The organism is Streptomyces sp. NBC_01214 (genome assembly GCF_026340975.1).
Classification (GTDB): domain Bacteria; phylum Actinomycetota; class Actinomycetes; order Streptomycetales; family Streptomycetaceae; genus Streptomyces.
The window spans coordinates 4,545,544-4,569,069 of record NZ_JAPEOS010000001.1; the positions used below are offsets into that span (position 1 = coordinate 4,545,544).

Below are 23,526 nucleotides of genomic sequence, written 5' to 3' on the forward strand. Positions count from 1 at the left end.
GCCAGGGGGCGCCGGCCTCAGCCGCCCGGGGTGAAGGTCACCGGCAGGCTCTCGGGTCCGCGCAGTCCGCCGGGGCGCCGGCGGATCCCGTCCGGGTCCGCGGCGAGGGCCAGCCCGGGGAGCCGGCGCAGGACCGTGCCGATGGCGATCTGGCCCTCCAGCCGGGCCAGGGGAGCCCCCAGGCAGTAGTGGATGCCGTGCCCGAACGCGAGGTGGGCGTTGTCCTTGCGGGTGATGTCGAGGCGGTCGGGGTCGGGGAACCGCTCGGGATCGCGGTCGGCGACGGCCGAGCCGATCAGGACGGTCGCGCCGCGCGGGACGGCCACCCCGGCGATCTCGACGTCCTCGCGCGCGAACCGCGCGATGCCGGGACTGACCGGGCCGTCGTAGCGGAGGAACTCCTCGATCGCTCCCGGCAGCAGGTCGGGGTCGCAGCGCAGCAGCTCGAGCTGGTCCGGGTGGGCCAGCAGCGTGGCGATGCCCGTGCCGATCAGGTTGACCGTGGTGATGTAACCGGCGACGAGCAGCAGGAACACCATGGCGATCAACTCGGCCTCGCTCAGCCGCTGCTGCGCATCGCGGGCGGTGACGAGGCCGCTGAGCAGGTCGTCGCCGGGTCGCGCCCGTTTGGCGTGGACGAGCCCCGTCAGGTAGGCGCGCATGTGCTGCCACGCCTCGTTCACCACGGCGGGATCGGGCGGCTCCGCGCCCCGCCTGAGCATCCGGTCCGTCCAGTGCTGGAAGTCGTGGCGTTCGTCCACCGGGACCCCGAGCAGTTCGCTGATCACCGTGACCGGGAGCGGCAGCGCGAAGTCCGCCACCAGGTCGGCGCGGCCGGCCGGGACGACCGCGTCCAGCAGGGCGTCGGTGATGGCCTGGATCCGTGGCCGCATCTCCGCCACGCGGCGGGCGGTGAACGCCTTGGACACCAGGCGGCGTAGCCGGGTGTGGTCGGGCGGGTCGCTGCGGAGCATGTTGCTCAGCATCGAATCGCGTTCCGTATCGGGCAGTTGCCGCAGGATCCGGCTGTCCGAGGCATCGCGTACGTCGCTGCTGAGGCGGTCGTCGGACAGGGCGGCGAGGCCGTCCTCGTAGCGGGTGACGAGCCAGGCGTCCAGGCCGCCCGCGACGACGACGCGGCGCACGGGGCCCTCCTCGCGCAGCTGCTGGTACAAGGGGAACGGATCCGCGACGAAGGCGGGGTCGGCGTAGGGCAGAAGGGTCGGCTGCTGCTCACTCATGAGGCCTCCCGGAGCGTGTCGTCCTCGCTGTGGGAGCGAGGTTATCCGCCTGACCGTCCCGATACGTCGCTTTTCGGCCTCGGGCGAGGTGGGGCCGAGGCGGGTCGGGGCGGGTCGGACCGGGGCGGACCGGGGCGGACCGGGACGAGGTCAGCGGAGCGATTCCCCCGGGGGTCGCTCGCGCAGGGCCCCGTAGGCGAGGAAGTAGGCCGGCAGCCGGTTCAGCCGGCGCGAGTCGGTGAGGAGCTCGGTCAGCCGCTTCGCCCGCCGGGGGTTCCCGAACGCCGCACGGCCGGCCAACAGCGGCCCGATGACCTTGGCGTGCGCGAGGCGCTGGAGCCCCTGGGTCGCCACGGTGGTGGGCAGGCGCCGCCACTGCACGCGGCGTACGTCCCGCAGCCCTACGGTGCCCTCGCGCAACGGGCCCACGAGGTGGCGGGCCGCGGCCACCGCGTCCTGCACGGCGAGGTTGATGCCGATGCCGAACACCGGCGACATGGCATGGGCCGCGTCACCGATGCACAACAGCCCCGGGCGGTGCCAGCGGCGCAGCCGGTCGAGCCGTACGTCGAGCAGCTTGACCTCGTCCCAGGAGGTGACGGTCCGGGCCCGGTCGGCCAGCCAGGGGACGGCCTCCGCGAACTGCGCCATGAAGGACTCCAGGCCCTCGGCGCGGCGCCCGGCGTCGGACCCCTTGGGGATGAGCCCCGCGCACTGCCAGTAGTCCCCGCGGTCGATGAGGGCGACGAACAGCCCGTCCCCGAGGCCGCCGACGAGCCCGCTGGGGTCCTCCTCGCGGCGCGGCACCCGGAACCACCACGCGTCCATGGGGCACGGGAACTCCTCCAGCCCCAGCTCGGGCAGGGCCCTGGCCAGCGAGCCGCGTCCGTCGCAGGCCACGGTCAGCGAGGCCCTGAGTTCACCGGTGCCACCGTCCGAGGTCCGGTACCGCACGCCCGTGACCCTGCCGCGCTCGATCAGGAAGGACGTCGCCTCGGTGTTCATGCGCAGGTGGAAGGAGGGCTCCCGGCCCGCTTCGTCGGCGAGCAGGTCGAGCAGGTCCCACTGCGGCACCATCGCGATGTAGTTGTACTTCCCCCGCAGTGCCCCGATGTCCCCGACCGTGACGAGGGACCGGTCGGGCGCGATGGGCAGCTGCACCGAGGTGACCCGTCGCTGCGGCAGCCGGGCGAAGCGCTCCGCCAGGCCGATGTCGTCCAGCAGCGACAGGGTGGACGGGTGCACGGTGTCGCGCGGAAGTCCCGCAGGAAGTCGCCGTGCTTCTCGAGCACGGTCACCTCGACCCCGGCCCGGGCCAGCAACAGGGCCAGCACCATTCCCGCGGGCCCTCCTCCCACCACACAGCAGGTGGTCCGCTCCATGCAACCCACTCCCTTCACCGGCATCGGGTCACCCCCGGAGGACATATACCGCACCCGGGGCGCCGCCGGCGGTATCGGCGATCCCGATCTGATGGCCGCGCCAGAACCAGCTCGGCAGCGCCCCCGCCACCATCACCGACTCGACCCGCACGTACCAAGCGGACATGCAGGTGTGCACGGTGTGGTCCCAGGGCGTTGAGGGACGGGCCGATTGCGATAAGGAGCAAGTAGCACAATCCGGCTACGGGGCGATGCCGGTGGCCAGTTGACGAGGGGGCGGGCGTATGCCGCATCGATGGGCGTGGTGGATGGCAGCAGGGCTGTGTGCAACAGCTGGGACCGGCTTGGTGGCAGTCGCGGCTCTGGTGGATCTCGAGACCGCGGACAAGTTCGCGAGCGTGGGTGGCGCGATCATCGCCCTGTTGGGCCTCGCGATCACGGTCCACGGACTGATGCGCAGTCGCAGCAGCGGCACGCAAGCGGGGGGACGCCGGGCCGGAGACGGACAGGCGCCGGCTACCGCCGTCAGTGACGGTAGCGTCCGGAGGGTTCGGGTGGCCGCGGAGGACGGGGGCCTGTCGGTCGGCATCGGCATCATCGGTGCCGGGGTCCAACTGCCCGTCGGCCTCGGTGATCTGAGGTCGCAGTCCGAAACGCGCGTCGTGACGTCCAGGGGAGAAGGATCGATCGCGGTCGGTGACTTCATGTACGGCGTCGACCTGCCCAGGCATCAGGCGTGACCCCGTCCCCGATCGGGCCCGGGGAACCCACGGAGGAGGACAGGGCGGTCAGTGCGCCGGTGTCCGGATCGGGCGGGGACGAAGGGTCGAGGAGGGTGGGGGCAAGCGACGGGGCGATCGCTGTGGGCCGGGACCTCAGGTTCATTCGCGTGAGCGTCACCGGCCCCGGTCGTTGGGCTTGGATGTGCCTCCCGCTCGTGAGCCTCGCGGTGGTACTCGTGTTTCCGGCCAGAAAGCAGTGACTGGCAGAAGGCGTACTACCTGGTTCCTTCCCTCCTGGCGCTTGCCGCTGGGCTGGGTGTCGCCGTGTCCGTGTCACCCTCAACACCCGACAAGGCACCCGACAGGGCCAGCGGCGGCACCGTGAAGCCCTCTGCGATCCTCGCCGGGGTGTCCGTCCTGCTGGTCGCCGCAAGCTGGTGGGGGTTCGCCTGGGTCCAGGACCACGGCGACCTCACGGTCACGGATCAGTTCCGTCAGGCCGATCGCCAGCCGCTCGGCAACGACGGTCGACGTGAGGTGACCGTGGTCGTTCCCCAGCAGCGGTCCGTCCTTACGTTCGACGTCGATCTCGATGAGCACTACCGAAGCCAGTGGTGCCTGCCCTCCACGACGTTCGACGTGACGACGGCCGGCGGAACGGTCGAAGAGCAGGGGGAGCGGAGGGTGAAGATCCGACTTGACCCCGGCCGGAAGTCGCTGGGCCTGGTCCTCACGGTCCGCACCGCACCCGGCTGCTATGTCGAGCTCGATGTCAACCATGCCGTCCTGCAGAACAATTGATGGAGATTCATGTTCATGACCTCGCGTGGACGCGGGATCGCGCTCACGTTGCTCGCTCTGGCGTCCCTGACGAGTGGCTGTTGCAGCGACGACCGAGGCCAGCCGTCGATCTTCGAGCAGAACCGGTTGGTCATCGGCGTGAAGAACGACCAGCCGGGCACCAGCGTGTGGGAACACTACAAGCGCACGGGGTTCGACATCCAGGTCGCCTACCACCTCACCAAGGCGGAGGGCATCGCGCCCAACAAGAACGTCTTCAACGACATATCTTCCGATGACCGTTTGCAGGCGCTCAAGGACGATCGCGTCGACCTGGTGATCGCGACCTTCTCGATCACCGATGCCCGATTGGAGGAAATCGACTTCGTCGGCCCGTACGCCGTCACCAAGCAGGGCTTCCTGGTCCGCAAAGGCGGTCCCCCGATCAAGTCGTCCGACGATCTGAAGGGCAAGGCCGTCTGCACCTGGCCCGGGACGACCTCCGACGACGTGCTGAAAACGCAGTACCCGCAGATCCAACGCACCCCGGGGAGCGATGCACAGGATTGCATCAACAAGCTCAAGTCGGGTGACGTCACTGCGGTTTCCACCGACCAACTCATCCTCTACGGCTTCGCCCACCAGGATCCGACCGTCGAAGTGGCCGACGCCACCGTCGGCTCGCCCAACAACTACGGCATCGGCATTGCCAAGGACCACAAGGCGGAGTGCAAGGACCTGGCGGCCACGGTCATGGAGTACGTCACCAACAGCGACTGGTACAAGGACTTCACCGCGTCGTTCCCGGACTTGGCGGCCGGGGACCGGTGGAAGGAATTCCAGCCGAAGCCGCAGGACGTCGGATGCCACGAGAAGCCGCGGAAGTGACCGGCGCGGCCGGCGGGTGCGGTGGCCGCAGTGCGGTGGAAGGGGCCCCTGCGTGGCCGGGGCCCCTGCTACCCGCCGGTCAGCGGGGGGTCCGCACCGCTCGGGGAGATGTGGTGAAGAGGTCCGGCGAATCCGGGTGTTGCCGTCCACACCGGCGCCCGGGCGAGGACGATGGGAGACGAACGGGGCGAAGAGGAGGATCCGCATGAGGACACGTCACGTACGCACCCTGTTGGTCGCCGGCGCGGCGGCACTGGTCTCACTCACTTCCGTCCCACCCGCTCAGGCCCTGCCCGCGTGCCCCGCCAACGCGATCTGTCTGTGGCGGTACCAGGACGGGACGGGGGACCTCTACGTCTGGCGCGGCGGCTACGTGGACCTCCCCAGCAGGTTCGTGAACCACGTCGGGTCGTTCCGGGCCAACAGGAGCGGGGCCTTCATCGACTGGGCGAGCGGCAAGGAGTGCCGACCGGTCCGCAGCGGAGACTACGCGAGCAACTACAGCGGCCGCTTCGGCTCGAAGATCGATGCCGTGGGCGACCACTGCTGACCCCGGAAGGCGCGCAGCGCAGCAGGGTGCGGTCCGGGTTCAGTAGCGCAGCGCCGAACCGGTCTGCGCCGAGACCGTGCCCGACAGCTTGTGCGTACTGCGGGCCGTTCCCTGCCCCGTGCCCTTCCCGGCGACGTCCGTGATCGTCACGACCACGGTGTCGATGAGATTGCCGCTCTCGTCCTTGAACTCGACCTGGACCGCGAAGGACTTCGTCGCGTCGTCGGTGTTCCGTGCCGTCACGGGGACCGTCGTGTATCCGTCGCCGTCGGTGGCCACCGCCCCCAGGGACACCTGGTCCTTGGCATTCACCCCGTCCTTCACCCCGGCGAGCTTGTCCTTCGCGACGGCGGCCGCCGATTCGGCGGCCTTCGAGGCCTCGGCCGCGGCCGACGAGACCGCCTCGCCGGCGGACTTCACCGCCGACGCGGCGCTCGACACGGCGCCAGCCGGGTTGCCGTCGCCGTCCGAACAGCCCGCGGCGCCGAGCGCCACCACCGACAGCACCACCGCACCTGCCGCACCACGCATCCACGCGACCGTCGCCACCATGCCTCCACGGGTGTTCCGGACCTCCGGACCTCCCAGTCAAAGGGCCCGGCGGCCCGGCTGCCCCATGGGCGGGGCATCCGGGTGACCGCGCAGGGGCGGGGCCGCGAGGGCTTCAGGGGCGTTCCGCGGCGAGCCGGTGTTCGTGGACGCGCAGCTGGAGGGCGGCGAGGTCCAGCAGGGGGGTGGCCACGCCCAGCGCGCGGGCGTGGCGGGTGAGGTCGGTCAGGACGTGGTCGGCCTCCGTCGGTGCCCCGGCGACGAGATCGCGGTACAGGGACGGGGTGAGCGGGGAGCCGGGGCTCGTGAGGGTCGACGTGGTGAAGGCGAGCTCCGCCGCGGGCACCGGGTGGCCCGCGGCCTCCGCCACCGCCGCGGTTTCGGAGATCAGCGCCGTGGCCAGGTCCGCGCCGCCCGGAACGGCGTTCACCTCTCCGATCGTGCCGCGCATCAGGCAGGTCAGGGCGACGAGAGCGGAGATGAAGACCCACTTGTGCCACATGGCCGCGACGATGTCCTCGCTCGCCGGCGAGTCGATGCCGGCCTCGGCCAGCACGCCGCGGATCGCGTCCACCCGGGCCGATGGGCGCGCGTCGAGCTCGCCGGTCAGGATGACCGCGGGCGGAGCCATGCGGAGGATGTCGCCGTCGTCGTTCAGGGTGGTGACCACCTTCGCGACGCCGCCCAGGACCGCTCCGGCACCCAGGCGCGCGACGAGCGTCCGGAGGTGCGCGACCCCGTTGAGCAGGGGTACGACGGCGGTGTCCGGGCCGACGGCGGGTTCGATGTCCGCCAGGGCCGTGTGCAGGGCGGTCGCCTTCACCGAGAGCAGGACCAGGTCGTACGGTCCGGCCACGGCGCCGGCCGTCACCAGCTTCGGCGTGAGGTGGAGTTCCTCTCCCTGTCCCGCCACGCGCAGACCGCGGGCTTCCAGGGCCTTCGCCCGGCCCGGTCGGACCAGGAAGGAGACGTCCCGGCCCGCCGTGGCGAGCCGGGCGCCGAAGAACCCGCCGACGGCGCCGGCGCCGACCGTGAGGATCCGCATGAAGGGTTCCTTTCGAGGGAGGGGAAGGGAGGGGGAGGGAGGGGAGTCGGGGGAGGAGACGGGGACCGGTCAGGTCCGGCCCGCACCGAGCGGGCTGTCCTCGACGGGAGTCCGCGGGGCGCGCGGCGCGTACCGGGAGACGGCCACGCCCGCCAGGCAGAGCGCCCCTCCGAGGAGGGTCAGCCAGGCCGGCACCTCGCCCAGGAGGGCCCAACTCAGCAGCACGACGATGGCCGGGACGGCGTACGTGGTCGCCCCCAGCTTGCCGGCGGGCATGCGGGCCAGGGCGTAGGTCCACGTGGTGAAGGCGAGGGCGGTCGGCACCGCGCCCAGGTAGACCATGTTCAGGGTCGCGGACACCGGCGCCCCGGGCAGCTCCGCGAACAGCCGGCCCGCGAAGGGCAGGCAGGCCACCGTTCCCGTCAGGCAGGCGAAGGTGGTGACCTGGAGGGGAGTGCCGTAGGAGAGCGCGGGCTTCTGGGCGATGACGCCGGATGCGTAGGCCACCGCCGCGAGCAGGCAGAGCACGACCCCGAGCACCGAGGTGGAGCCGCCGTCCCCGGACGACATGGACAGACCCACGACCACCGCTCCGGCGAAGGAGACGGCCATGCCCACCAGGAGCCGCGGGGGCAGCGCCTCGCCGAGGAGGCGGGCCGCGAGGAGCGCCATCAGGATGGGCCCGGTGTTCACCAGCAGCGACGCCGTGCCCGCGTCGACCAGCCGTTCACCCCAGTTCAGGACGATCGTGTAGCCGCAGAACCACACCGCGCCGGACACCAGGATCCCGCGCCAGGCCTCGCGGGGCGGCAGGCCCTGGCGGCTGATCAGGAGCAGTACCACGAGCACCAGCGAGGCGGCCAGCAGTCGGCCGAGGGCCAGGGCGCCGGGCGAGTACGCGCTGCCCGCGCTGCGGATGGAGACGAAGGCGGAGGCCCAGGCGAACACCGTGAAGGTGACGGCGCCGACCGTGAGGGCGCCGGGCGGGATCGAGCTCGAGCGGAACGTCATGCGCCCACCCTACGGCCGCAACATTTCGGTGTCGACCGAATTGACGGCCGATCGTGCGGGGCGGTGCGGATCAGCTCCACGCCTCCGGTGTGAGTCCCAGCAGATCTCCGAAGGCCCGCTCCCCGGCATCGGTCACCTCCAGGGCCCGGCCGCCGCCCGCCGGGCGCACCACCCACTCCTCCTGCGCCGCCCGCGCACACAGCCGCGCCCCGGCGAGGCCGCCCAGGTGGCGGCGCCGCTCGGTCCAGTCCAGGCAGGAACTCGCCAGTCGCCTGCGTCCCTCGCCGGCCAGGCTGATGCCCGCGTCGGCGCACCAGGCCCGGCCGGCCTCCGTCAGTTCGAACACGTCCTGCGTACGCAGCAGCCCGCGCCGCTCCATCGCATCGGTCACCGCCATGCCGAGCCGCCCGGCGAAGTGGTCGTAGCAGGTCCGGGCGCGGGCCAGCGGGTCCGGCGCAGCGACCACGGGCACGGCGTGCGCCGCGTCCCGGTCCGGAATGGCGTGCGAGGCCAGCTCGTCGATCAGGCGGGCGGTCGCGGCGTCGGCGATGCGCACGTAGCTGTGGCGGCCCTGCCGTTCGGTCACGCAGATGCCCGCGTCGAGCAGTCGGGTCAGATGGCCGCTGATGGTGGACGGTGCCACCGCGGTGATCCGGGCCAGCTCGCCCGCGGTCCAGGCGCGCCCCTCCAGCAGCGTCATGCAGATCGCAGCGCGCGTCTCGTCGGCCAGGGCCGAGGCGAAGGCGGCCAGCAGGGCCGCGGGGGCCGCCGTGCCCGCGGACGTCGATCCGGGATGCGTCTCGTTCATACGTCCAGGATGCCCCATGATTTCGGTAAACAGCGAACGATTGGTACGGGTCGGTACGGGTCGAGGTCCACTCGTCCGGACGGCCCCGGTGTCGGTGGCCCCACCTATTCTTCCGGCATGTCAGTGAACATCGATCTTGCTTTCACCGTCACCCGGGTCGCCGACGAGCCGCAGGCCTGGGCGATCGTCCGCGCCCTGCAGGAGCTGATGTACGAGGAGGACATAGCGAACCAGGTCACCATCGGCGTAGCGGTGGACGAGGCCGGCGCGCACTTCGTCTCCGGGGACTCGGACTTCCCGCTCGGCATCTCCCGCTTCTACCTGTGGCAACCGCACTTCGAGGGGGTCTTCGCGGCGACGGTCGCCGCAGTGGCGGCAGGAGCCGAGCCGGAAATCCGTTGGGGTTACCCGGACGAGGAGTACTGAGAGGTCCGCCCTCAGCCGGGCGGGGGCGGCGGGGGAGCCGGCGGCAACGCCCAGCGGATCGCGCGGGTCACGGCCCGGCCGCCCGCACGAGCGGCGAGGGGCGGTATCCGGGCGGCCGCGGGCACCTCGGCGGCCACGGCCGCCTTCGCCCAGGGCGGCAGCAGGTCCACGGCCGCCGCCGCCAGCAGCGCGTACGGCAACCGGGCGGCCCCCGGCAGCGGGGGATCGGTCAGCAGGAACCGCGCGGTGTCCCGGGAGGCCGCCGTCGCCCGTAGGGCGGGCCGGTACCGCGCCATCCGCAGAGCCAGCTCATGCCGGCTCTCCGGCGGCCGGTCCGCGCCCAGCGCGCGGGCCACGCGGGCCGTGTCGGCGAGGTACGCGTCGCAGCCCGCGGGATCCAAAGGGCTCCTGCCGTACCGCTGGTGGGCCCGCAGGAAGCAGTCCGCCTCGGCGATGTGCACCCAGGTCAGCAACTCCGGATCGTCGGCCCGGTACGGGATGCCGTCGGCCGTCCGACCCCGGATGCGCGCGTGCACCTCCCGTACGCGGGCCACCGCCGCCTCGGCGTCGGAGCTCGTACCGAACGTGGTGACGGCCAGGAAGGTACTGGTGCGGTGCAGCCGCCCCCACGGGTCTCCCCGGTACCCCGAGTGCGCCGCCACGGCCGCCATCGCGAGGGGGTGCAGGGACTGGAGCAGCAGGGCGGCCAGCCCGCCGACGAACATCGACGCGTCCCCGTGGACCCGCCGCACCGGCCGTTCCGGCGCGAACCACCGGGGTCCGGGCGCCGTGTGGATCCGCGCCCTGTTCCGGGGCCCGTCCGGCCCGGCGACGCGCAGGAAGACCGCCTCGCCGGCGTGCCGCCTGATCCGCTGGACCGTCGTCGCCCGTGCCATATGCCCAGTATGTGCCGCTACCTGGTCCGGGCGACGCGGCACGTCCTCCGGCCGTGGATCACAGCCAGCGCGGCGGGATGATGCCGTAGTAACCGCCCAGCAGCTGCCGGTAGTCAGTGCTCTCCAGGTGCTCGTCCCGGATGAACTCCGGGGCGTCCTTGACCTGTTCCCTGGTCAGCTCGACGCGGATCCGCTTCTCCTCCACATCGATGCCGGTGACGGTGCTCGCGGGGAGGAGGACCTCCTTGCCGAAGATCCACGGGCCGGTGTCCACGACCAGATAGGCCGATCCCGCCTCGTCGGAATGCTTGTCGACCTTTCCGATGGTGCCGTCGGCCGCCTCCACCTTGTAGCCGTACAGGTCCACGTCCGTGATGCGGTCAACGGTGACGCGGTAGGCCCAGACGTTTTCAGACATGAGCGGAACAGCTCCCTCGATCGATCCGTGTCGTCACCGCGCGCCTGCCCGGTGCGGCCGCGGTTACACGCCCGCCCCCGATCCGGGGCTCGGGGTTACGCTCCGCAGATGGAACGCGCCGAGGTACTCAAGCGAGTGATCGCCATCCTCACCGACGCCCAGGACATCCGCCGGGCCGCCGAAGCCGGGGAGAGCGACGGGAGCGGCGGGGCCGGGGGGACCGGGGAAGACGGCGCCGGGTCGCCGCCGACGGCCGGTGTGGCCACCTTGCTCCTGAACGAGATGCTGCCGTCGATCAGGGTGCCGGCCGACGCGTCTCCGCAGGAGGTGGCCGCCCTGGTGGCGGAGGCGCTCGGGCCGGCCCTGCACACCATGGTCTCGGGCTTCAGCCTGGCGTTCACCAGCCTCGCGATGGTGCACGACAGCGGGCGGACGGACATCTCCTCGCTCGGGGTGCTCCAGGAGCTCGCCCTGGAGATCGAGGCGGGGACCTACGACGAGGGCCCGTAGGCCCTCGCCGCCGCTCCCCGCCCCGCCGCGGCCGTCCAGCCGTCCGGACATCCAGCCGTCCGGACGTGCGGACGTCCGGACGTCCGGTGGTCAGGCCGTCCGGACGTCCGGCCCGGCGCCGTTACTCCGCGTCGTCGTCGCTCGTACGGGTCGTCTTGCGCTCCTGTCGCCGCCTCAGTTCCTCTGGGCTCTTGCCCTCGACACGCTTGCTGGCCTCGGGGTGTACCGGGTCCGGACCGGGGTGCTCCTGCGCCTGCTCCGCACGCCCTTCTCCCGCCTTCTCTCGCTTGTCCTCCGTACCGGCCATGGCTTCCTCTCCCTCGTAGTCGTGGATCTCGCTGACCGGGGTTGCCCCGGACGCCCACCTCCTGCCCGCGAACGGCCGGGTCGCCCTCCTCCTACGGCCCATCCTCGGCCGATCGGGACCATGCGGCCACGCCATGCGTCATCCGGCCCAGCAGCGGGAAGGCGCCCCGCATGCCGGAAACGATCAGCAGCCTCGCCACTCGTGTCGCACGCCGTCGCCGTGAGCCGGTCGCCGTCCAGGCCCTGCGTTCCACCGCCGCCGCCGTGATCAGCTACGTCGTTGCGCTGCGCCTGAGCAGCGAGCCACTCCCACTGACCGCGCCACTGACCGCCCTGCTCGTCGTCCAGGTCACCCTGTACTCCACCCTCACCACCAGCATCCGCCGGGTGAACTCGGTGGTCGTCGGCGTCCTGATCGCGATCGGCTTCAGCGCGCTGGTGGGTCTGACCTGGTGGAGCCTCGGGCTGCTGATCCTCGCCTCGCTGGTCGTGGGCCACCTGGTGCGCGTGGACGAGTTCGTGCCGGAGGTCGCGATCAGCGCCATGCTCGTCCTCGGCGTCACCCAGGTCACGGACACCGCCTGGGACCGGGTCCTGGAGACGATCATCGGCGCGGTGGTCGGGCTGCTGGTCAACCTGCTCCTGGCGCCACCCGTGTGGGTCGGCCCGGCCGGGGCCGCGATCACCGACCTCGCCGGGCGCATGAGCCGGCTGCTCGACCACCTGGGCGAGGAACCCTCCGGACCGACCAGGGTCGAGCAGGCCGCGGCCCGGCTGCACGAGGCGCGCCGCCTCGACAACGACATCGCCCAGGTCGACGCCGCCCTCCGGCAGGCCGAGGACAGCCTCCGGCTCAATCCGCGGGTCAAGGAGGGGCTGCTCTTCAGGCTGGTGCTGCGCACCGGCCTGGACACCCTGGAGATCTGCGCGGTCGTGCTCCGCGTGGCCTGCCGGACGCTGACCGACCTGGCACGGGCCCGCCCCGACGGTCCGTTGTTCGATCCCGCGACCGCGACCGCGCTGCGGCAGGTCCTCCGCCACACGGCCATCGCGGTGGAAAGCTTCGCCCAGCTGATCACCGCGCAGGTCAGTGCCAACGCGGAAGAGGCGGAGGCCCGGTTGACCGGCGAACTGGCCGTCGCCCGGGCCCACCGCGACCGACTCGCGGTCCTGCTGCTGGCCTCCGCCCGCGAGGACCCGGCACACTGGCAGCTGAGCGGGGCGCTGCTCGCCGAGATCGACCGGGTCCTGGACGAGCTGGGCGTGGACAAGCGCTCCCAGCGCCTGTTGGAGGAGCTCGATCAGCACACCCGCTCGCGGCGCGGGCGTTGGAAGTCGCTGAAGGGGCCGCGGCAAGGCCGTGGGTGAGGGAAGGCAGGGGTCATGGTGCACGTACTGGGCAGCAGGGTCCTCTTGCGCCCCACGGACCCCGAACGCTCGCGCGCCTTCTACGGCGACACCCTCGGGCTCGCCGTCCACCGCGAGTTCGGCACCGGCCCCGACCGCGGCACCGTCTACTTCCTCGGCGGCGGCTTCCTCGAACTGTCCGGCCGTGCCGAGGCGCCGCCCGCGCCGGGCCTGCGGTTGTGGCTCCAGGTCGCGGACGTGCAGGCGGCGTACGAGGAACTGCGGGGCCGGGGCGCCGAGGTGGTGCGGCCTCCCGAGCGCGAACCGTGGGGTCTGATCGAGATGTGGATCGTCGACCCCGACGGCGTCCGGATCGCCGTGGTGGAGGTCCCCTCCGACCACCCCTTGCGCTTCCGCCCCTGACCCGAGGCCGCGCGACAGGGTCTAGCGGGCGCTGCCGAGGTCGCGGTCGGACTCGGATCCTTCGAGCATCAAGGTGGTCTCCTCGATGCGGCTGAAGCGGCCGTCGGGCGCGAACTCGCCGAACAGGTAGACCTCCGTGCGCACCGTCGAACCGTCCGTCTTCGTGACGTGGACGGTGTGCCGGTCGGCGTACTTGCGGCCGTCGTACAGCTCCTCGTGGACCTCGACGCGGCCGTGGTCGACGACGGTGCGCAGGTGGGTGATGTGCTCGATGAAGCCGGCCCGGTCCGCCCACTCGCCGTCCGTGCGCTGACGGTATTCCGGGGCGAAGTGGCGGTCGGCGGCCTCCTGAACGGTGAGGTCGCGGTTGAGGAGCAGGTCGGTGAGGGCGGCGGTGATTCCGGTGCGGGTCATGGGACTGCCTTTCGATGGGAAGCGGATCGATGATGCGTGCGCGACGCACGCTCTTCGCTCACCGTAGCAGTGATGCGTGCGCAGCGCACGCTATTCTTTCGGTCGTGGACAACGAGATCGGACATGAGATCGCAGACGCGCTGGGCATCCTGCTCAAGCGCACGACCCGTACGCACCTGCACCAGCGGCTCACGGAAGGCATGGGCGAGGCCGTGGACGACGTGACCTACCCCGTGCTCAGCGCCCTGGCCCGGGCCGGCTCCCGCAGCGCGGCGGACCTCGCCCACGACGTGGGGATCGACCGCTCCGGCGTGACCCGCCGCGCTTCCCGGCTGGAGGCCGCGGGCTTCGTCCGCCGCGAACCGGACCCCACCGACCGGCGCGCACACCTCCTCGTCCTGACCGAAGAGGGGCGGCTCGTCGTCGCAGAACTGCGTGCGCGCCTGGCGGACCACATCACGGCGAGCCTGTCCGACTGGCCCCCGGGCGAGGCCGAGACGTTCGCCCGCCACCTGCGCCGCTTCACGGCCGAAGGCCCGTTCGCCTAGGCCCTGTCGGCAGAGTCCCGCCGGGCCGAGCAGTCGCGAACGGCGCCGGTGTAGCTTTCCCCCGTGGTGGAACACCAGGACGTGACCAGGGCGGCCTACGACGGGGTCGTCGAACTCTATGCGTCGATGTTCGCCGATCGGCTGGAGACCCAGCCGTTCGCGCGGGCCATGGTCGCCACCTTCGCCGAGCTGGTGCGCGGGACGGGGAACCGGCGGACCGCCGACATCGGGTGCGGGCCCGGGCACCTGACGGCCCTGCTGCACGACCTGGAACTGGACGCCTTCGGTATCGACCTCTCCCCGGGCATGGTCGACCATGCCCGGCGGGCCCATCCGGAGCTGCGGTTCGACGAGGCGCGGATGGAAGCCCTGCCCGTCGAGGACCGCGCGCTCGGCGGCGTGCTGGCCCACTACTCGATGATCCACACCCCGCCCGGGGAACTGCCCGCACTCCTCGCCGAGCAGGCGCGCGTCCTGGCGCGAGGGGGCCTGCTCCTGGTCTCGTTCCTCGCGACCGACGGACCGGAGCCGGTCCGCTTCGACCACAAGGTGGCGCCCGCCTACAGCTGGCCGGTGGACCGGTTCGCCGAGTTGCTGGCCGGGGCCGGGCTCACCACCTTCGCCCGGCTGCTCCACGACCCGGCCTCCGAACGGGGCTTCCTCGAAGCCCACGTGCTGGCCCGCCTCGACCCGGGCCCGGGCCCGGGCCCGGACCCGGGGGCGGAGCGTGGACGGACCGCGCGCCGACGCCGCTGAGGCCGAGGCATCCGGGTCCGGCTACTCACGCAGTTCTGAGTAGCTGCGCCCAGGCGCGGCTGCCCGCCGCCCGCCTAACCTCCGTGCCATGAGCTTTGTGGAGCAGACGGCCGGGCCGGAGCAACAGACGGAAGCGGAGCCGGTGGCGGAGTCGGTGGCGGAGCGCAGGGGTACGGCGTCCCTCACGCTGGGCATCGCTGCCGTGGCGATGATCGGATGCCCGTTCCTGCCGGAGGGGCTCCCGCCCTGGATCCGCTACTTCCCCGTCTACCTCGTCCTGCCCGTCGGGATCATGGCGGTCGTCTGCGGTCTTCCCGACCTGTGGGCCGTGCGGGGCGACGCGGGAGCGGCCCGCGGCCGGTCGCTGACCGGGGTCGCGCTCGGCACGGTGGCGATCCTGGTGCCCCTGGCCGCCTGCCTCTACCTGGTGCTCCTCCTGGGGCCGTAGACCGCCAACAGCGCGGATCCGACGGCGGCCGGCCAGAGCACGAGCTCCGGCGGCACGGGCCAGCCGGCCAGCACGGGCACCCAGCGGGGAACGTGCTGTCCGCACGGCGAAGGTGACGTCGCGTCAGCCGTGGAGCCCCGCACCGACCGGTCGCGCCAGCCGCTCCAGCTCCTCCAGTCGCTCCCGCGTCCCCTGGTCCAGCGGGACGTACGTCACGAGCCTCGGCCCGGTCCGCGGCCCGAGCCACAGGTTGGTGTGCTCCAGGTGCAGCAGGCCCACATGAGCGTTGCGGATGTACTTCGACTTCGCGAGCTGCCCGCCCACCACCTCGTGGCGGGCCCACACCTCACGGAACTCCGCCGACGCCCCCTCCAGCCGGGCCAGCAGCGTCGTCCACGCGGGCTCCGCCAGGTGCTCGGCCATCGCCGCCCGGAACCTCGCCGCCATGAGCCGGTGCGTGCTCGGCAGGTCGACCACCGACTCCCGCCACTGCGGGTCGGTGAAGGCGAGCCACATGCAGTTGCGGTCCTCCGGCCGCTTGCCGTCCAAGTCGCCGAGCAGCCGCCCGTACGTCGCGTTGTACGCGACGATGTCGTACCTGCTGTTCTGGACGCACGCCGGGATGTGGCCCAGCTGGTCGAGCATGGCCCGCACGGCCGGCGTCACGCTGGGGCAGACCGCCGGCGGCGCCGGGTCCAGGCTCCCGGCCAGCGCGAACAGGTGCTCCCGTTCGCTCACGTCGAGCAGTAGCGCCCGCGCGACCGCGTCCAGCACCTGCCCGGACACCTGGATGTCGCGCGCCTGCTCCAGCCACGTGTACCAAGTCACGCCCACCGACGACAGGTGCGCGACCTCCTCGCGGCGCAGCCCCGGAGTCCGCCGGCGCGGCCCGCGCACCAGTCCCACCTGCTCGGGAGCGATCCGCTCGCGGCGGGTGCGCAGGAACTCGGCCAGCTCGTGCCGGCGGACATCGCTTCCAGGGGCCACAGTGGTCATGCTCCCAGCCTGCCGCACCGCTCATCCCGTTGCCAGGTACTCCTGGTACCCGGATAAGGACACTCTGGTACCCGTCTCACGGCCGGGAGATCGTCGGAGGGTGACTCAGATCCCCGTACGCAGCAACGCCGTACGCAGCGACCCCGTACGCACCAACCCCGTACGCACCAGCGCCGTGCACGCCGACCCCGTGCGCAGCGCCCCCGCGCCCCCCGCGCCCCCCGCGCCCCACCTGGGCGGCCTCGGCCTGTTCACCGTGCTCCTCGGCGCGGCCCTCCCCCTGATCGACTTCTTCATCGTCAACGTCGCGCTGCCGTCCATCGAGCACGACCTCGCCGCCGGCCCCGCCCTCCTGGAACTCGTCGTCGGCGGCTACGGCGTCGCCTACGCCGTCCTGCTGGTCCTCGGCGGCCGCGTCGGCGACAGCCTCGGCCGCCGCCGGCTCTTCCTCATCGGCATGGCCGCCTTCGGCGTCACCTCGCTCGCCTGCGGCCTCGCCCCCAACGCCTGGACCCTCGTCGCCGCGCGCGTCGCCCAGGGCGCTGCCTCCGCCCTCATGCTGCCGCAGGTGCTCGCCACCATCCAGGCCACCACCGAAGGCCCGCGCCGGGCCCGGGCCATGAGCCTGTACGGGGCCACCGGGGGCCTGTCCATGGTCGCCGGGCAGATCCTCGGCGGCGTCCTGGTCGCCGCGGACCTCGGCGGAACCGGCTGGCGCGCGGTGTTCCTGGTCAACGTACCCGTGGTGGTCCTCGGACTGGTCCTCGCGGTGCGCACCGTCCCGGACACCCGGGCCGGCCGGCCCGCGGCCGTGGACGTGCCCGGCACCCTGCTGCTCGCGCTGTCGCTGGTCTCGCTGCTGCTGCCGCTGACCGAGGGGCGGGCCGCCGGCTGGCCGCTGTGGACCTGGATCTCGCTCGGCGTGTTCCCCCTCGCCGCAGCGGCGTTCTACTTCACCGAGCGCCGGGCCGACCGCAAGGGCCACACCCCGCTGGTGCCGCCGAGCCTGCTGAGGCTGGAGTCGCTGAGGCGCAGCCTGGCACTCCTGGTGCCGTTCTCCGTCGGCTTCGGCGGCTTCATGTTCGTCCTCGCCGTGACCTTCCAACAGGGCCTGGACATGGGCCCGGTGACGGCCGGCTTGGCGCTGGCGCCGATGGCCGTCGCCTTCTTCGGAGCCTCGCTGGCCGGTCCGCGCCTGATCACCCGCTTCGGCAGCCGGATCGTCACCGCCGGAGGCGTCATCCAGGCGGCCGGGATCGCCCTCCTGCTGGCCACCCTGCGCCACGGCTGGCCCGACCTCGGCGTGGCCGTGCTCGCTCCGGGCATCGCCCTGGCAGGACTGGGCCAGGGCTTCCAGATGCCGGTGCTGATGCGCCTGACGCTCTCGGACGTCCCCGCGGACCGGGCCGGGGCGGGCAGCGGCGTCATGATCACCGCCCAGCAGTCCGCCGTGGCGCTCGGCGTCGCCACGCTCGGCAGCCTCTTCCTCGCGCTGGTCCCGACGGCCGGCATGCGCGCGGCCGTGTCCACCACCCTGCTCGTCCAACTCGGCCTGATCGCGCTGACCGTACTGCTCAGCCTCCGGCTTCCGCGCATGCGCTGAGCGGGCCGCAGGAGTACGGAGCGAGTACGGAGCACCCGGTACGGCCGCGGCGGACAGGCCGAAGCGCCCGCGCGCGGCCGGTCCGGTTCACCGGGATCGATGAACCGGACCTACCGTGCGCGGGCGCCGGGCCCGCCCCCACCGGGGACCGCTGTCGGGTCAGCCCGCGGCGAGGAGCGTGAGCGTGTCGATCACGCGGTTCGAGAAGCCCCACTCGTTGTCGTACCAGGCGACCACCTTGACGTGGCGACCGTCGACGCGGGTGAGCTCCGAGTCGAAGATCGACGAGGCGGGGTTGCCCGTGATGTCGGAGGACACGAGCGGGTCCTCGGAGTACTCCAGCACGCCGGCCAGCGGGCCCTGCGCCGCGGTCCGGTAGGCCTCCAGGATCTCCTCGCGCGTCACGTCGCGGGCGACGGTGGTGTTGAGCTCGACGATCGAGCCCACCGGGACCGGCACGCGGATCGAGTCGCCGGACAGCTTGCCGTCGAGCTGCGGCAGGACGAGGCCGATCGCCTTCGCGGCACCGGTCGAGGTCGGCACGATGTTGACGCCGGCGGCGCGGGCGCGCCGGGGGTCGCGGTGCGGGCCGTCCTGCAGGTTCTGCTCCTGCGTGTAGGCGTGCACGGTGGTCATGAACCCGTGCTCGATGCCCGCGAGCTCGTCGAGCACGGCGGCCAGCGGGGCGAGCGCGTTGGTGGTGCAGGACGCGTTCGAGACGATCGTGTGCACGGCCGGGTCGTAGGCGTCGGTGTTGACACCGTACGCGAGCGTCACGTCGGCGCCGTCGGACGGAGCGCTGACGAGCACCTTGCGCGCGCCGGCCTTGAGGTGGCCGCGGGCCGCCTCGGCCGAGGTGAAGCGGCCGGTAGCCTCCAGCACGAGGTCGACTTCGAGCTCGGCCCAGGGCAGCTGCTCGGGCTCGCGCTCGGCCAGCACCGTGATCCGGTGTCCGTCGACGACGAGAACGTTGCCCTCGACGGTCACCGGGCGGCCGAGCCGGCCGGACGTGGTGTCGTACGCGAGCAGCCGCGCGAGGGTGGCGGGCTCCGTCAGGTCGTTGACGGCCACGACCTCGAGGGCGGTGTCGCGCTCGAGGAGCGCACGCAGCACGTTGCGTCCGATGCGGCCGAATCCGTTGATGGCAATGCGAGTCATGACGATGTCCCTTTCGTTCGCCATCAGGTTCGCTTCCGGTCACCGTCCGCGACAGCGGCGAGATCGCCACGGTTCGTAAGGATCTCGCCACACCACCGCCCCGGGCTATTCGCCCTGGGTGAAGGTGCGCCGGTACTCGGTCGGGGTGGTGCCCAGGATGCGGTGGAAGTGCAGGCGGAGATTGGCGCCGGTGCCGAGGCCCACGTCGTCCGCGATCTGCTCGACACTGCGCTCCGAACGTTCCAGCAACTCACGGGCCACGTCGATCCGGGCCCGCATGACCCACTGCATCGGCGTGTACCCGGTGTCCTCGGCGAAGCGCCGCGAGAAGGTCCGCGCCGAGACCCCCGCGTGCTGCGCCAGCGCCTCCAGGGTGAGCGGTTCGCCCAGCTGGTGCAGGGCCCACTCACGGGTGGCGGCGAACCTCTCGCCGAGCGGCTCGGGCACGCTGCGCGGCACGTACTGCGCCTGGCCGCCGCTGCGGTAGGGGGCCGCGACCAGGCGCCGGGCCGCGTGGTTGGAGGCGGCCACGCCGAGGTCGCGGCGCAGGATGTGCAGGCACAGATCGATGCCGGAGGCGGCGCCGGCGGAGGTGAGCACGCTGCCCTCGTCGACGAACAGGACGTTCTCGTCGAGCCGGATGAGCGGATGCTTCGCGGCGAGGGCCCGCGCGTAGTGCCAGTGGGTCGTGGCGCGCTTGCCGTCGAGCAGACCGGTGGCGGCGAGCGCGAACGCGCCCGTCGAGATGGCGGCCAGCCGCGCCCCCCGGCCGTGGGCGGCGATCAGCGCGTCGATGACCGCCTGCGGCGGGTCCTCGCGGTCGGGGAAGCGGTAGCCGGGGACGAAGACGATGTCGGCCCACGCGAGCGCGTCGAGCCCGTGCGTGACGTGGTACGAGAGGCCGTCGCCGCCGGTGACGAGGCCGGGAGCCGCACCGCAGACCCGTACCTCGTACGGCATGCTCGCGCGGGTCGTGAAGACCTGCGCGGGGATGCCCACGTCGAGGGGCTTCGCGCCCTCGAGGACGAGGACGGCTACGCGGTGGAGACGGGAGGGCGGCACGGGGTTCAGGGTACGGCGGGGGAGGGCACGGACCGTGCCCTCCCCCGCCTGCCGCCCGGTGCTACAGCTGCCCGGCGATGAGGTCCAGGTCCCCGCGGGTGAAGCCCGGACCGTCGGGGCCGTCCGGGGCGAACGACTCGATGACGGCCTCGACGGCGGGAGCCGCGTCCGTGCCGTTCACCTCGGTGAACTGCACGTTGAAGAAGACGAGCCGGCCGCCCAGGTCCTCGTTGGAGATCTCCAGGACCTCGTCGAGCCAGTCGGCCGCGTGGGCCACGTTGCCCGACGCCCGGTCCAGTTCGCGCAGAGCGCTACGGCCGATGCCCGGCAGCAGCGTCGCGGCGAGGGCCGTGGCGTCGGCGAAGGTGCGCACGTCGGGCCAGAAGGTGTTGATGGGCCGCGGCCGGGACGCGTCCGTGAAGTCGAAGAACGTGAGCGTGTGGCGTACGCACACGTGGTGCACGTTCTCCTCGGCCGCCGTCAGCCGCAGGGTCACCTGCCGCCCGCCCACGGCGGCGCGGACCGTGGCGGTCGCGGCGGCGGCCCCGGAGGCGGCGTACGCCGCGATCGACGGCGCGTTCGACCGGGCCCCGGCGAAGAGGCGCCGACCCTGCTCGGGCGTCGGGAACGGCGTCAGGCCCTTGCGCAGGTTCTGCTTGGTCGTGGAGTCGTACACCCACTGCTCGCGCAGCGGCGGGTACAGCACCCGAGCACCGCGCTCGATCCGTTCGGCGGCGATGTGCGCGGTCTGCAGGTGCCGGTGCAGGGTGGTCCAGAGCGCCGCGTCGTACGCGCCGCGCCCGCCGTCCGCGTCGGCCGCGGTCAGCCAGGCGGTCTCCAGCTCCTTGAGCGCGATCGACACGGCGTCCATCCGACGGGTGCCCGGGCCGCCTGGCACCGGCTCGGTGTCGGGGTCGAAGTTCATGCCCGGGTCGTTGGCCGGGCTCTGCGGGCCGAGCGACACCATCAGCGGCAGGTTCCACAGCAGCCGGTGCGGGTTGGGGCTGCCGCTGTGCCCCGCCATGGCCACGGCCTGGGCGACGCTCTCGCCGGCCACCGACCAGCACAGGTTCCAGAACGCCCGCGCCGCCCCCTGGAGCTGCTGGTCCTTCGCGTTCCAGGCCGGAGTGAGCTGCTCGGCGATCGAGCTGAGCCGCTCCTTGGAGATCTTGTGGTGCAGTGCACCGGATTTCCACTCGGTGGGTAACGCGTAGGCCAGCTTGCCGTCGTTCAGCGGTTTGACGGCCCACTTGCCCTTGTCCGGGACCTCTCGGGCGGTGCTCGGTGGTGGCGCCGGCCTGCCGGCCACCGGTGACGTCGTCATGGCACTCCCTCCGCGGCCCACGGGCGCGGGCCGGCCCCATCTTCGGGTCTCGGGGAACGGCCGTCCACCGGTTCGGGAGCATGGGGACGGGTGGGACGAGGGACCACACGAGAGCGGGGTTTCGGAGGGGCCCGGCCGACGGGCCCCGCCGACCGGTGAGCGCGGGCCCGGTCCACGGAGGCCGCACGGGGTGGTGACGTGATGTCATGCTTCGGCTGGGAGGAGGCGGACAGAATGTCCGCATGGAGGCCACGATTCGCTGCGAAGGTCCGGGAACAAGCGCGCAGGACGGCCGGCGGGTGGGGCTCCGGCTCTACGACCGGTGCGAGGTCGTCCTCGCGGGGCCGGACGCGTTCGTCGAAGCGGCCGCCCGGTACCTGTGGCCGCAGGCGCGCCCGGTGCCCGCCCACCCCGCTCTGCCCACGGTCACCCTCGTGCCGGGCCGGATCACGCCCGGGCTGACGGCCGCTGCCTCCCGGCGGACGGTCACGCTCTACGCGTCCCCCGACGGTCACGTCCCCGACTTCAACGAAGGCGTCGAGTACACGGGAGTACCCGGCGTGGACCGGCTCGTCGTCAACCCGCACACCGGCACCCGGTTCCTGATCACGGGCACGGACGTCCGCGTCGTGAACCCCGATGCCGAGTCGGGCACGCGCGACGCCTTGCGGGTCGTCAAGCAGCTGGTGACCACGGAGTTCGAGGCGGCGGGCGTGTCGACGGTCCACGCGTCCGCGTTCGCCGTGGGCGGCGGGGCCGTCGCCGTGGCGGGACCCGCGGGTGCGGGCAAGACCTCGACCGTCCTCGCCGCGGTCGCCGCGGGTGCGCGCATGGTGGCCAACGACAAGCTGTACGCCCGTACCGATGCGGGCGGCACCCGCATTCGCGGCTGGACGGACCCCATTCGGGTGATCGATGGTCCGGGACGGCCGAAACGGACCGCCACTCTCGCCGCGTACTTCGCCGGCGACGCCGACCGTGTCGTCGTGGACCCGCTGCCCCTGCGATCGGTCGTCCTGGCGTGCGTCGGCACACCGTCGGTGCCGGTCCGGTGCGAGGAACTGGACCCGACCGCCGGCCTGCTGCTCCTCCGGCAGGAGGTCCTGCCGCCGCGGGTCCGCTGGCTGGGGACCGAGCCCTCGCCGGCGAGCGCCCCGCTCCCGCCGTCCGCCGACCGCTTCTTCCGCCTGACGTACGGCTACCGGGACGCGGCGCGCGCGATGGACCTGCTGATGCGGCGCCTGAGGGTGTGAGCACCTGGTCCCGTGCGCAGGCGAGGTACCCGTTGCCTGCTGTTTCTTCCGCAATGGGCCAACTGCTATTCATGCGAGCGCCTTTGCCTCACAATGGTCCGTTCGGGCACCGACGCCACACGTGCGGTCGCGGGGCCCGCGGCACACGAGGCGGGGAGGACCTTAACGTGTCCACAGGAGCACGCCGGATCGTCGCGTGGTCGGTCGGCGCCGTCTGCTCGGCCGTGGTGGTCTGCCTCGTGGTGACGGCCGCGCTCGATCTGCCCGTCGCCGACGGAACGGCCAGTGTGGTCGCCGCCGTCGTGGCGGTGATCGGGCTCGGCCTGTCCGGGATCACCCTCCTGCGCGACCGCGGAACCTCCGGCCCCGGCCCCGGCGGTGGCAGGACCGTCAGGGTCCGGGCCCGCGGCAGGGGCAGCATCGCCGCAGGCGGGGACCTACGGGGCAACGCCATCGGAGCCCGGTCCACCGTGACCGGGGCGAGCGGCCCCGCGGCCGGCGGCCGTCCGGCCCGGGGCGGGCAGGACGTCAGCGCGCGCGGCGCGGGCGCCGTCGGAGCGGGTGGGGACATCGTCGACAACGCCATGGGCGAGGACAGCGAGCGATGAGGCTGTGGCCCTGGCGGCGGGGCTCCCGGGCACCGCGTCCGTCGCCACCGCCAC

General features: G+C 72.6%; 28 protein-coding genes and 1 pseudogene. 14 read left to right on the forward strand and 15 right to left on the reverse strand.

Going from position 1 to position 23,526, the window contains the following annotated elements; all coding sequences use genetic code 11:
- Positions 1 to 17: 17 nt before the first annotated feature.
- From OG594_RS21325 to OG594_RS21335, 3 genes and pseudogenes are all read right to left on the reverse strand, one after another.
- Positions 18 to 1,241, reverse strand: a complete 1,224-nt coding sequence (locus OG594_RS21325; RefSeq protein ID WP_266601281.1) for a cytochrome P450 — start codon at positions 1,239 to 1,241, stop codon at positions 18 to 20.
- 150 nt (positions 1,242 to 1,391) lie between these two features.
- Positions 1,392 to 2,668 (reverse strand): annotated as a pseudogene (locus OG594_RS21330) (FAD-dependent oxidoreductase).
- Positions 2,652 to 2,789 (reverse strand): hypothetical protein, encoded by a 138-nt coding sequence (locus OG594_RS21335; protein WP_266601283.1) that lies wholly within the window; start codon positions 2,787 to 2,789, stop codon positions 2,652 to 2,654. The pseudogene OG594_RS21330 and the gene OG594_RS21335 overlap by 17 nt, the downstream one beginning before the upstream one ends.
- Before the next feature lie 199 nt (positions 2,790 to 2,988).
- Here OG594_RS21335 and OG594_RS21340 point away from each other — a divergent pair, with 199 nt between their 5' ends.
- From OG594_RS21340 to OG594_RS21355, 4 genes are all read left to right on the forward strand, one after another.
- Entirely contained in the window at positions 2,989 to 3,363 is a 375-nt protein-coding gene (locus OG594_RS21340) for a hypothetical protein (RefSeq protein WP_266601285.1), read from the forward strand.
- Positions 3,364 to 3,753: 390 nt separating this feature from the next.
- Positions 3,754 to 4,146 (forward strand): hypothetical protein, encoded by a 393-nt coding sequence (locus OG594_RS21345; RefSeq protein ID WP_266601287.1) that lies wholly within the window; start codon positions 3,754 to 3,756, stop codon positions 4,144 to 4,146.
- Between the two features lie 15 nt (positions 4,147 to 4,161).
- Positions 4,162 to 5,013, forward strand: coding sequence for a transporter substrate-binding domain-containing protein (locus OG594_RS21350; protein WP_266601289.1), 852 nt, complete (start codon positions 4,162 to 4,164; stop codon positions 5,011 to 5,013).
- Between the two features lie 205 nt (positions 5,014 to 5,218).
- Positions 5,219 to 5,563, forward strand: coding sequence for a peptidase inhibitor family I36 protein (locus OG594_RS21355; protein WP_266601291.1), 345 nt, complete (start codon positions 5,219 to 5,221; stop codon positions 5,561 to 5,563).
- Positions 5,564 to 5,602: 39 nt separating this feature from the next.
- Here the strand turns inward: OG594_RS21355 and OG594_RS21360 are convergent, their stop codons facing one another.
- The 4 genes from OG594_RS21360 to OG594_RS21375 all read right to left on the reverse strand — a co-directional run bounded on the left by OG594_RS21360 (position 5,603) and on the right by OG594_RS21375 (position 8,976).
- Positions 5,603 to 6,094 (reverse strand): hypothetical protein, encoded by a 492-nt coding sequence (locus OG594_RS21360; RefSeq protein ID WP_266601293.1) that lies wholly within the window; start codon positions 6,092 to 6,094, stop codon positions 5,603 to 5,605.
- A gap of 133 nt (positions 6,095 to 6,227) precedes the next feature.
- Complete coding sequence (locus OG594_RS21365; protein WP_266601295.1) at positions 6,228 to 7,157, reverse strand: 2-dehydropantoate 2-reductase; 930 nt, start codon at positions 7,155 to 7,157, stop codon at positions 6,228 to 6,230.
- 69 nt (positions 7,158 to 7,226) lie between these two features.
- The gene (locus tag OG594_RS21370; RefSeq protein ID WP_266601321.1) at positions 7,227 to 8,168 is read right to left on the reverse strand and encodes a DMT family transporter; all 942 of its coding nucleotides are present in this window, start codon (positions 8,166 to 8,168) and stop codon (positions 7,227 to 7,229) included.
- 70 nt (positions 8,169 to 8,238) lie between these two features.
- Positions 8,239 to 8,976, reverse strand: a complete 738-nt coding sequence (locus tag OG594_RS21375; protein ID WP_266601323.1) for a helix-turn-helix transcriptional regulator — start codon at positions 8,974 to 8,976, stop codon at positions 8,239 to 8,241.
- A 117-nt stretch (positions 8,977 to 9,093) separates the two neighbouring features.
- On the opposite strand from OG594_RS21375, the gene OG594_RS21380 reads away from it, so the two are divergent.
- Positions 9,094 to 9,402: a hypothetical protein gene (locus OG594_RS21380; protein ID WP_266601325.1), complete on the forward strand. Its 309-nt coding sequence runs from the start codon at positions 9,094 to 9,096 to the stop codon at positions 9,400 to 9,402.
- An 11-nt stretch (positions 9,403 to 9,413) separates the two neighbouring features.
- On the opposite strand, the gene OG594_RS21385 is transcribed toward OG594_RS21380, so the two are convergent.
- Both OG594_RS21385 and OG594_RS21390 read right to left on the reverse strand, forming a co-directional pair.
- Positions 9,414 to 10,298: an oxygenase MpaB family protein gene (locus OG594_RS21385; protein WP_266601328.1), complete on the reverse strand. Its 885-nt coding sequence runs from the start codon at positions 10,296 to 10,298 to the stop codon at positions 9,414 to 9,416.
- 58 nt (positions 10,299 to 10,356) lie between these two features.
- Positions 10,357 to 10,716: a PRC-barrel domain-containing protein gene (locus tag OG594_RS21390; RefSeq protein WP_266601330.1), complete on the reverse strand. Its 360-nt coding sequence runs from the start codon at positions 10,714 to 10,716 to the stop codon at positions 10,357 to 10,359.
- Between the two features lie 108 nt (positions 10,717 to 10,824).
- Between OG594_RS21390 and OG594_RS21395 the strand changes: the two genes are divergently transcribed.
- Entirely contained in the window at positions 10,825 to 11,226 is a 402-nt protein-coding gene (locus OG594_RS21395) for a hypothetical protein (protein WP_266601332.1), read from the forward strand.
- A gap of 121 nt (positions 11,227 to 11,347) precedes the next feature.
- On the opposite strand, the gene OG594_RS21400 is transcribed toward OG594_RS21395, so the two are convergent.
- A complete protein-coding gene (locus OG594_RS21400; protein WP_266601333.1) occupies positions 11,348 to 11,533 on the reverse strand; it encodes a hypothetical protein in 186 nt (61 codons plus the stop codon).
- A gap of 170 nt (positions 11,534 to 11,703) precedes the next feature.
- Here OG594_RS21400 and OG594_RS21405 point away from each other — a divergent pair, with 170 nt between their 5' ends.
- Together OG594_RS21405 and OG594_RS21410 are read left to right on the forward strand one after the other, a co-directional pair.
- Positions 11,704 to 12,900 carry an aromatic acid exporter family protein gene (locus OG594_RS21405; RefSeq protein ID WP_266601335.1) on the forward strand — a complete coding sequence of 399 codons (1,197 nt, stop codon included), beginning with the start codon at positions 11,704 to 11,706 and terminating at the stop codon, positions 12,898 to 12,900.
- 15 nt (positions 12,901 to 12,915) lie between these two features.
- Complete coding sequence (locus OG594_RS21410; RefSeq protein WP_266601337.1) at positions 12,916 to 13,302, forward strand: VOC family protein; 387 nt, start codon at positions 12,916 to 12,918, stop codon at positions 13,300 to 13,302.
- Positions 13,303 to 13,323: 21 nt separating this feature from the next.
- On the opposite strand, the gene OG594_RS21415 is transcribed toward OG594_RS21410, so the two are convergent.
- Complete coding sequence (locus OG594_RS21415; protein ID WP_266601339.1) at positions 13,324 to 13,716, reverse strand: nuclear transport factor 2 family protein; 393 nt, start codon at positions 13,714 to 13,716, stop codon at positions 13,324 to 13,326.
- 104 nt (positions 13,717 to 13,820) lie between these two features.
- Between OG594_RS21415 and OG594_RS21420 the strand changes: the two genes are divergently transcribed.
- The 3 genes from OG594_RS21420 (at position 13,821) to OG594_RS21430 (ending at position 15,468) form a co-directional block, all read left to right on the forward strand.
- Positions 13,821 to 14,264 carry a MarR family winged helix-turn-helix transcriptional regulator gene (locus OG594_RS21420; RefSeq protein ID WP_266601341.1) on the forward strand — a complete coding sequence of 148 codons (444 nt, stop codon included), beginning with the start codon at positions 13,821 to 13,823 and terminating at the stop codon, positions 14,262 to 14,264.
- A gap of 63 nt (positions 14,265 to 14,327) precedes the next feature.
- A complete protein-coding gene (locus OG594_RS21425; RefSeq protein ID WP_266601343.1) occupies positions 14,328 to 15,020 on the forward strand; it encodes a class I SAM-dependent methyltransferase in 693 nt (230 codons plus the stop codon).
- Between the two features lie 88 nt (positions 15,021 to 15,108).
- The gene (locus tag OG594_RS21430; RefSeq protein WP_266601345.1) at positions 15,109 to 15,468 is read left to right on the forward strand and encodes a hypothetical protein; all 360 of its coding nucleotides are present in this window, start codon (positions 15,109 to 15,111) and stop codon (positions 15,466 to 15,468) included.
- 123 nt (positions 15,469 to 15,591) lie between these two features.
- Here the strand turns inward: OG594_RS21430 and OG594_RS21435 are convergent, their stop codons facing one another.
- Entirely contained in the window at positions 15,592 to 16,464 is an 873-nt protein-coding gene (locus OG594_RS21435; RefSeq protein ID WP_266601347.1) for a helix-turn-helix transcriptional regulator, read from the reverse strand.
- Between the two features lie 190 nt (positions 16,465 to 16,654).
- Here OG594_RS21435 and OG594_RS21440 point away from each other — a divergent pair, with 190 nt between their 5' ends.
- The gene (locus OG594_RS21440) at positions 16,655 to 18,067 is read left to right on the forward strand and encodes an MFS transporter (RefSeq protein WP_266603115.1); all 1,413 of its coding nucleotides are present in this window, start codon (positions 16,655 to 16,657) and stop codon (positions 18,065 to 18,067) included.
- Positions 18,068 to 18,226: 159 nt separating this feature from the next.
- Here the strand turns inward: OG594_RS21440 and gap are convergent, their stop codons facing one another.
- The 3 genes from gap to OG594_RS21455 all read right to left on the reverse strand — a co-directional run bounded on the left by gap (position 18,227) and on the right by OG594_RS21455 (position 21,611).
- Positions 18,227 to 19,225: a type I glyceraldehyde-3-phosphate dehydrogenase gene (gene gap / locus OG594_RS21445; protein WP_266601349.1), complete on the reverse strand. Its 999-nt coding sequence runs from the start codon at positions 19,223 to 19,225 to the stop codon at positions 18,227 to 18,229.
- Between the two features lie 105 nt (positions 19,226 to 19,330).
- The gene (locus OG594_RS21450; protein ID WP_266601351.1) at positions 19,331 to 20,287 is read right to left on the reverse strand and encodes a GlxA family transcriptional regulator; all 957 of its coding nucleotides are present in this window, start codon (positions 20,285 to 20,287) and stop codon (positions 19,331 to 19,333) included.
- A 61-nt stretch (positions 20,288 to 20,348) separates the two neighbouring features.
- The gene (locus tag OG594_RS21455) at positions 20,349 to 21,611 is read right to left on the reverse strand and encodes a hypothetical protein (RefSeq protein ID WP_266601353.1); all 1,263 of its coding nucleotides are present in this window, start codon (positions 21,609 to 21,611) and stop codon (positions 20,349 to 20,351) included.
- Between the two features lie 242 nt (positions 21,612 to 21,853).
- On the opposite strand from OG594_RS21455, the gene OG594_RS21460 reads away from it, so the two are divergent.
- Complete coding sequence (locus OG594_RS21460) at positions 21,854 to 22,864, forward strand: hypothetical protein (RefSeq protein WP_266601355.1); 1,011 nt, start codon at positions 21,854 to 21,856, stop codon at positions 22,862 to 22,864.
- Between the two features lie 167 nt (positions 22,865 to 23,031).
- Positions 23,032 to 23,472 carry a hypothetical protein gene (locus OG594_RS21465; RefSeq protein WP_266601357.1) on the forward strand — a complete coding sequence of 147 codons (441 nt, stop codon included), beginning with the start codon at positions 23,032 to 23,034 and terminating at the stop codon, positions 23,470 to 23,472.
- Positions 23,473 to 23,526 lie beyond the last annotated feature (54 nt).

Bases quoted from the DNA above. Each gene is read 5' to 3' on its own strand.
- OG594_RS21365 (WP_266601295.1), bottom strand. From the start codon at position 7,157: ATGCGGATCCTCACGGTCGGCGCCGGCGCCGTCGGCGGGTTCTTCGGC.
- OG594_RS21395 (WP_266601332.1), top strand. From the start codon at position 10,825: ATGGAACGCGCCGAGGTACTCAAGCGAGTGATCGCCATCCTCACCGAC.
- OG594_RS21350 (WP_266601289.1), top strand. From the start codon at position 4,162: ATGACCTCGCGTGGACGCGGGATCGCGCTCACGTTGCTCGCTCTGGCG.
- OG594_RS21360 (WP_266601293.1), bottom strand. From the start codon at position 6,094: ATGCGTGGTGCGGCAGGTGCGGTGGTGCTGTCGGTGGTGGCGCTCGGC.
- gap (WP_266601349.1), bottom strand. From the start codon at position 19,225: ATGACTCGCATTGCCATCAACGGATTCGGCCGCATCGGACGCAACGTG.
- OG594_RS21355 (WP_266601291.1), top strand. From the start codon at position 5,219: ATGAGGACACGTCACGTACGCACCCTGTTGGTCGCCGGCGCGGCGGCA.
- OG594_RS21370 (WP_266601321.1), bottom strand. From the start codon at position 8,168: ATGACGTTCCGCTCGAGCTCGATCCCGCCCGGCGCCCTCACGGTCGGC.
- OG594_RS21460 (WP_266601355.1), top strand. From the start codon at position 21,854: ATGGAGGCCACGATTCGCTGCGAAGGTCCGGGAACAAGCGCGCAGGAC.
- OG594_RS21325 (WP_266601281.1), bottom strand. From the start codon at position 1,241: ATGAGTGAGCAGCAGCCGACCCTTCTGCCCTACGCCGACCCCGCCTTC.
- OG594_RS21375 (WP_266601323.1), bottom strand. From the start codon at position 8,976: ATGAACGAGACGCATCCCGGATCGACGTCCGCGGGCACGGCGGCCCCC.
- OG594_RS21400 (WP_266601333.1), bottom strand. From the start codon at position 11,533: ATGGCCGGTACGGAGGACAAGCGAGAGAAGGCGGGAGAAGGGCGTGCG.
- OG594_RS21430 (WP_266601345.1), top strand. From the start codon at position 15,109: ATGAGCTTTGTGGAGCAGACGGCCGGGCCGGAGCAACAGACGGAAGCG.
- OG594_RS21410 (WP_266601337.1), top strand. From the start codon at position 12,916: ATGGTGCACGTACTGGGCAGCAGGGTCCTCTTGCGCCCCACGGACCCC.
- OG594_RS21405 (WP_266601335.1), top strand. From the start codon at position 11,704: ATGCCGGAAACGATCAGCAGCCTCGCCACTCGTGTCGCACGCCGTCGC.
- OG594_RS21380 (WP_266601325.1), top strand. From the start codon at position 9,094: ATGTCAGTGAACATCGATCTTGCTTTCACCGTCACCCGGGTCGCCGAC.
- OG594_RS21335 (WP_266601283.1), bottom strand. From the start codon at position 2,789: ATGTCCGCTTGGTACGTGCGGGTCGAGTCGGTGATGGTGGCGGGGGCG.
- OG594_RS21455 (WP_266601353.1), bottom strand. From the start codon at position 21,611: ATGACGACGTCACCGGTGGCCGGCAGGCCGGCGCCACCACCGAGCACC.
- OG594_RS21415 (WP_266601339.1), bottom strand. From the start codon at position 13,716: ATGACCCGCACCGGAATCACCGCCGCCCTCACCGACCTGCTCCTCAAC.
- OG594_RS21385 (WP_266601328.1), bottom strand. From the start codon at position 10,298: ATGGCACGGGCGACGACGGTCCAGCGGATCAGGCGGCACGCCGGCGAG.
- OG594_RS21390 (WP_266601330.1), bottom strand. From the start codon at position 10,716: ATGTCTGAAAACGTCTGGGCCTACCGCGTCACCGTTGACCGCATCACG.
- OG594_RS21435 (WP_266601347.1), bottom strand. From the start codon at position 16,464: ATGACCACTGTGGCCCCTGGAAGCGATGTCCGCCGGCACGAGCTGGCC.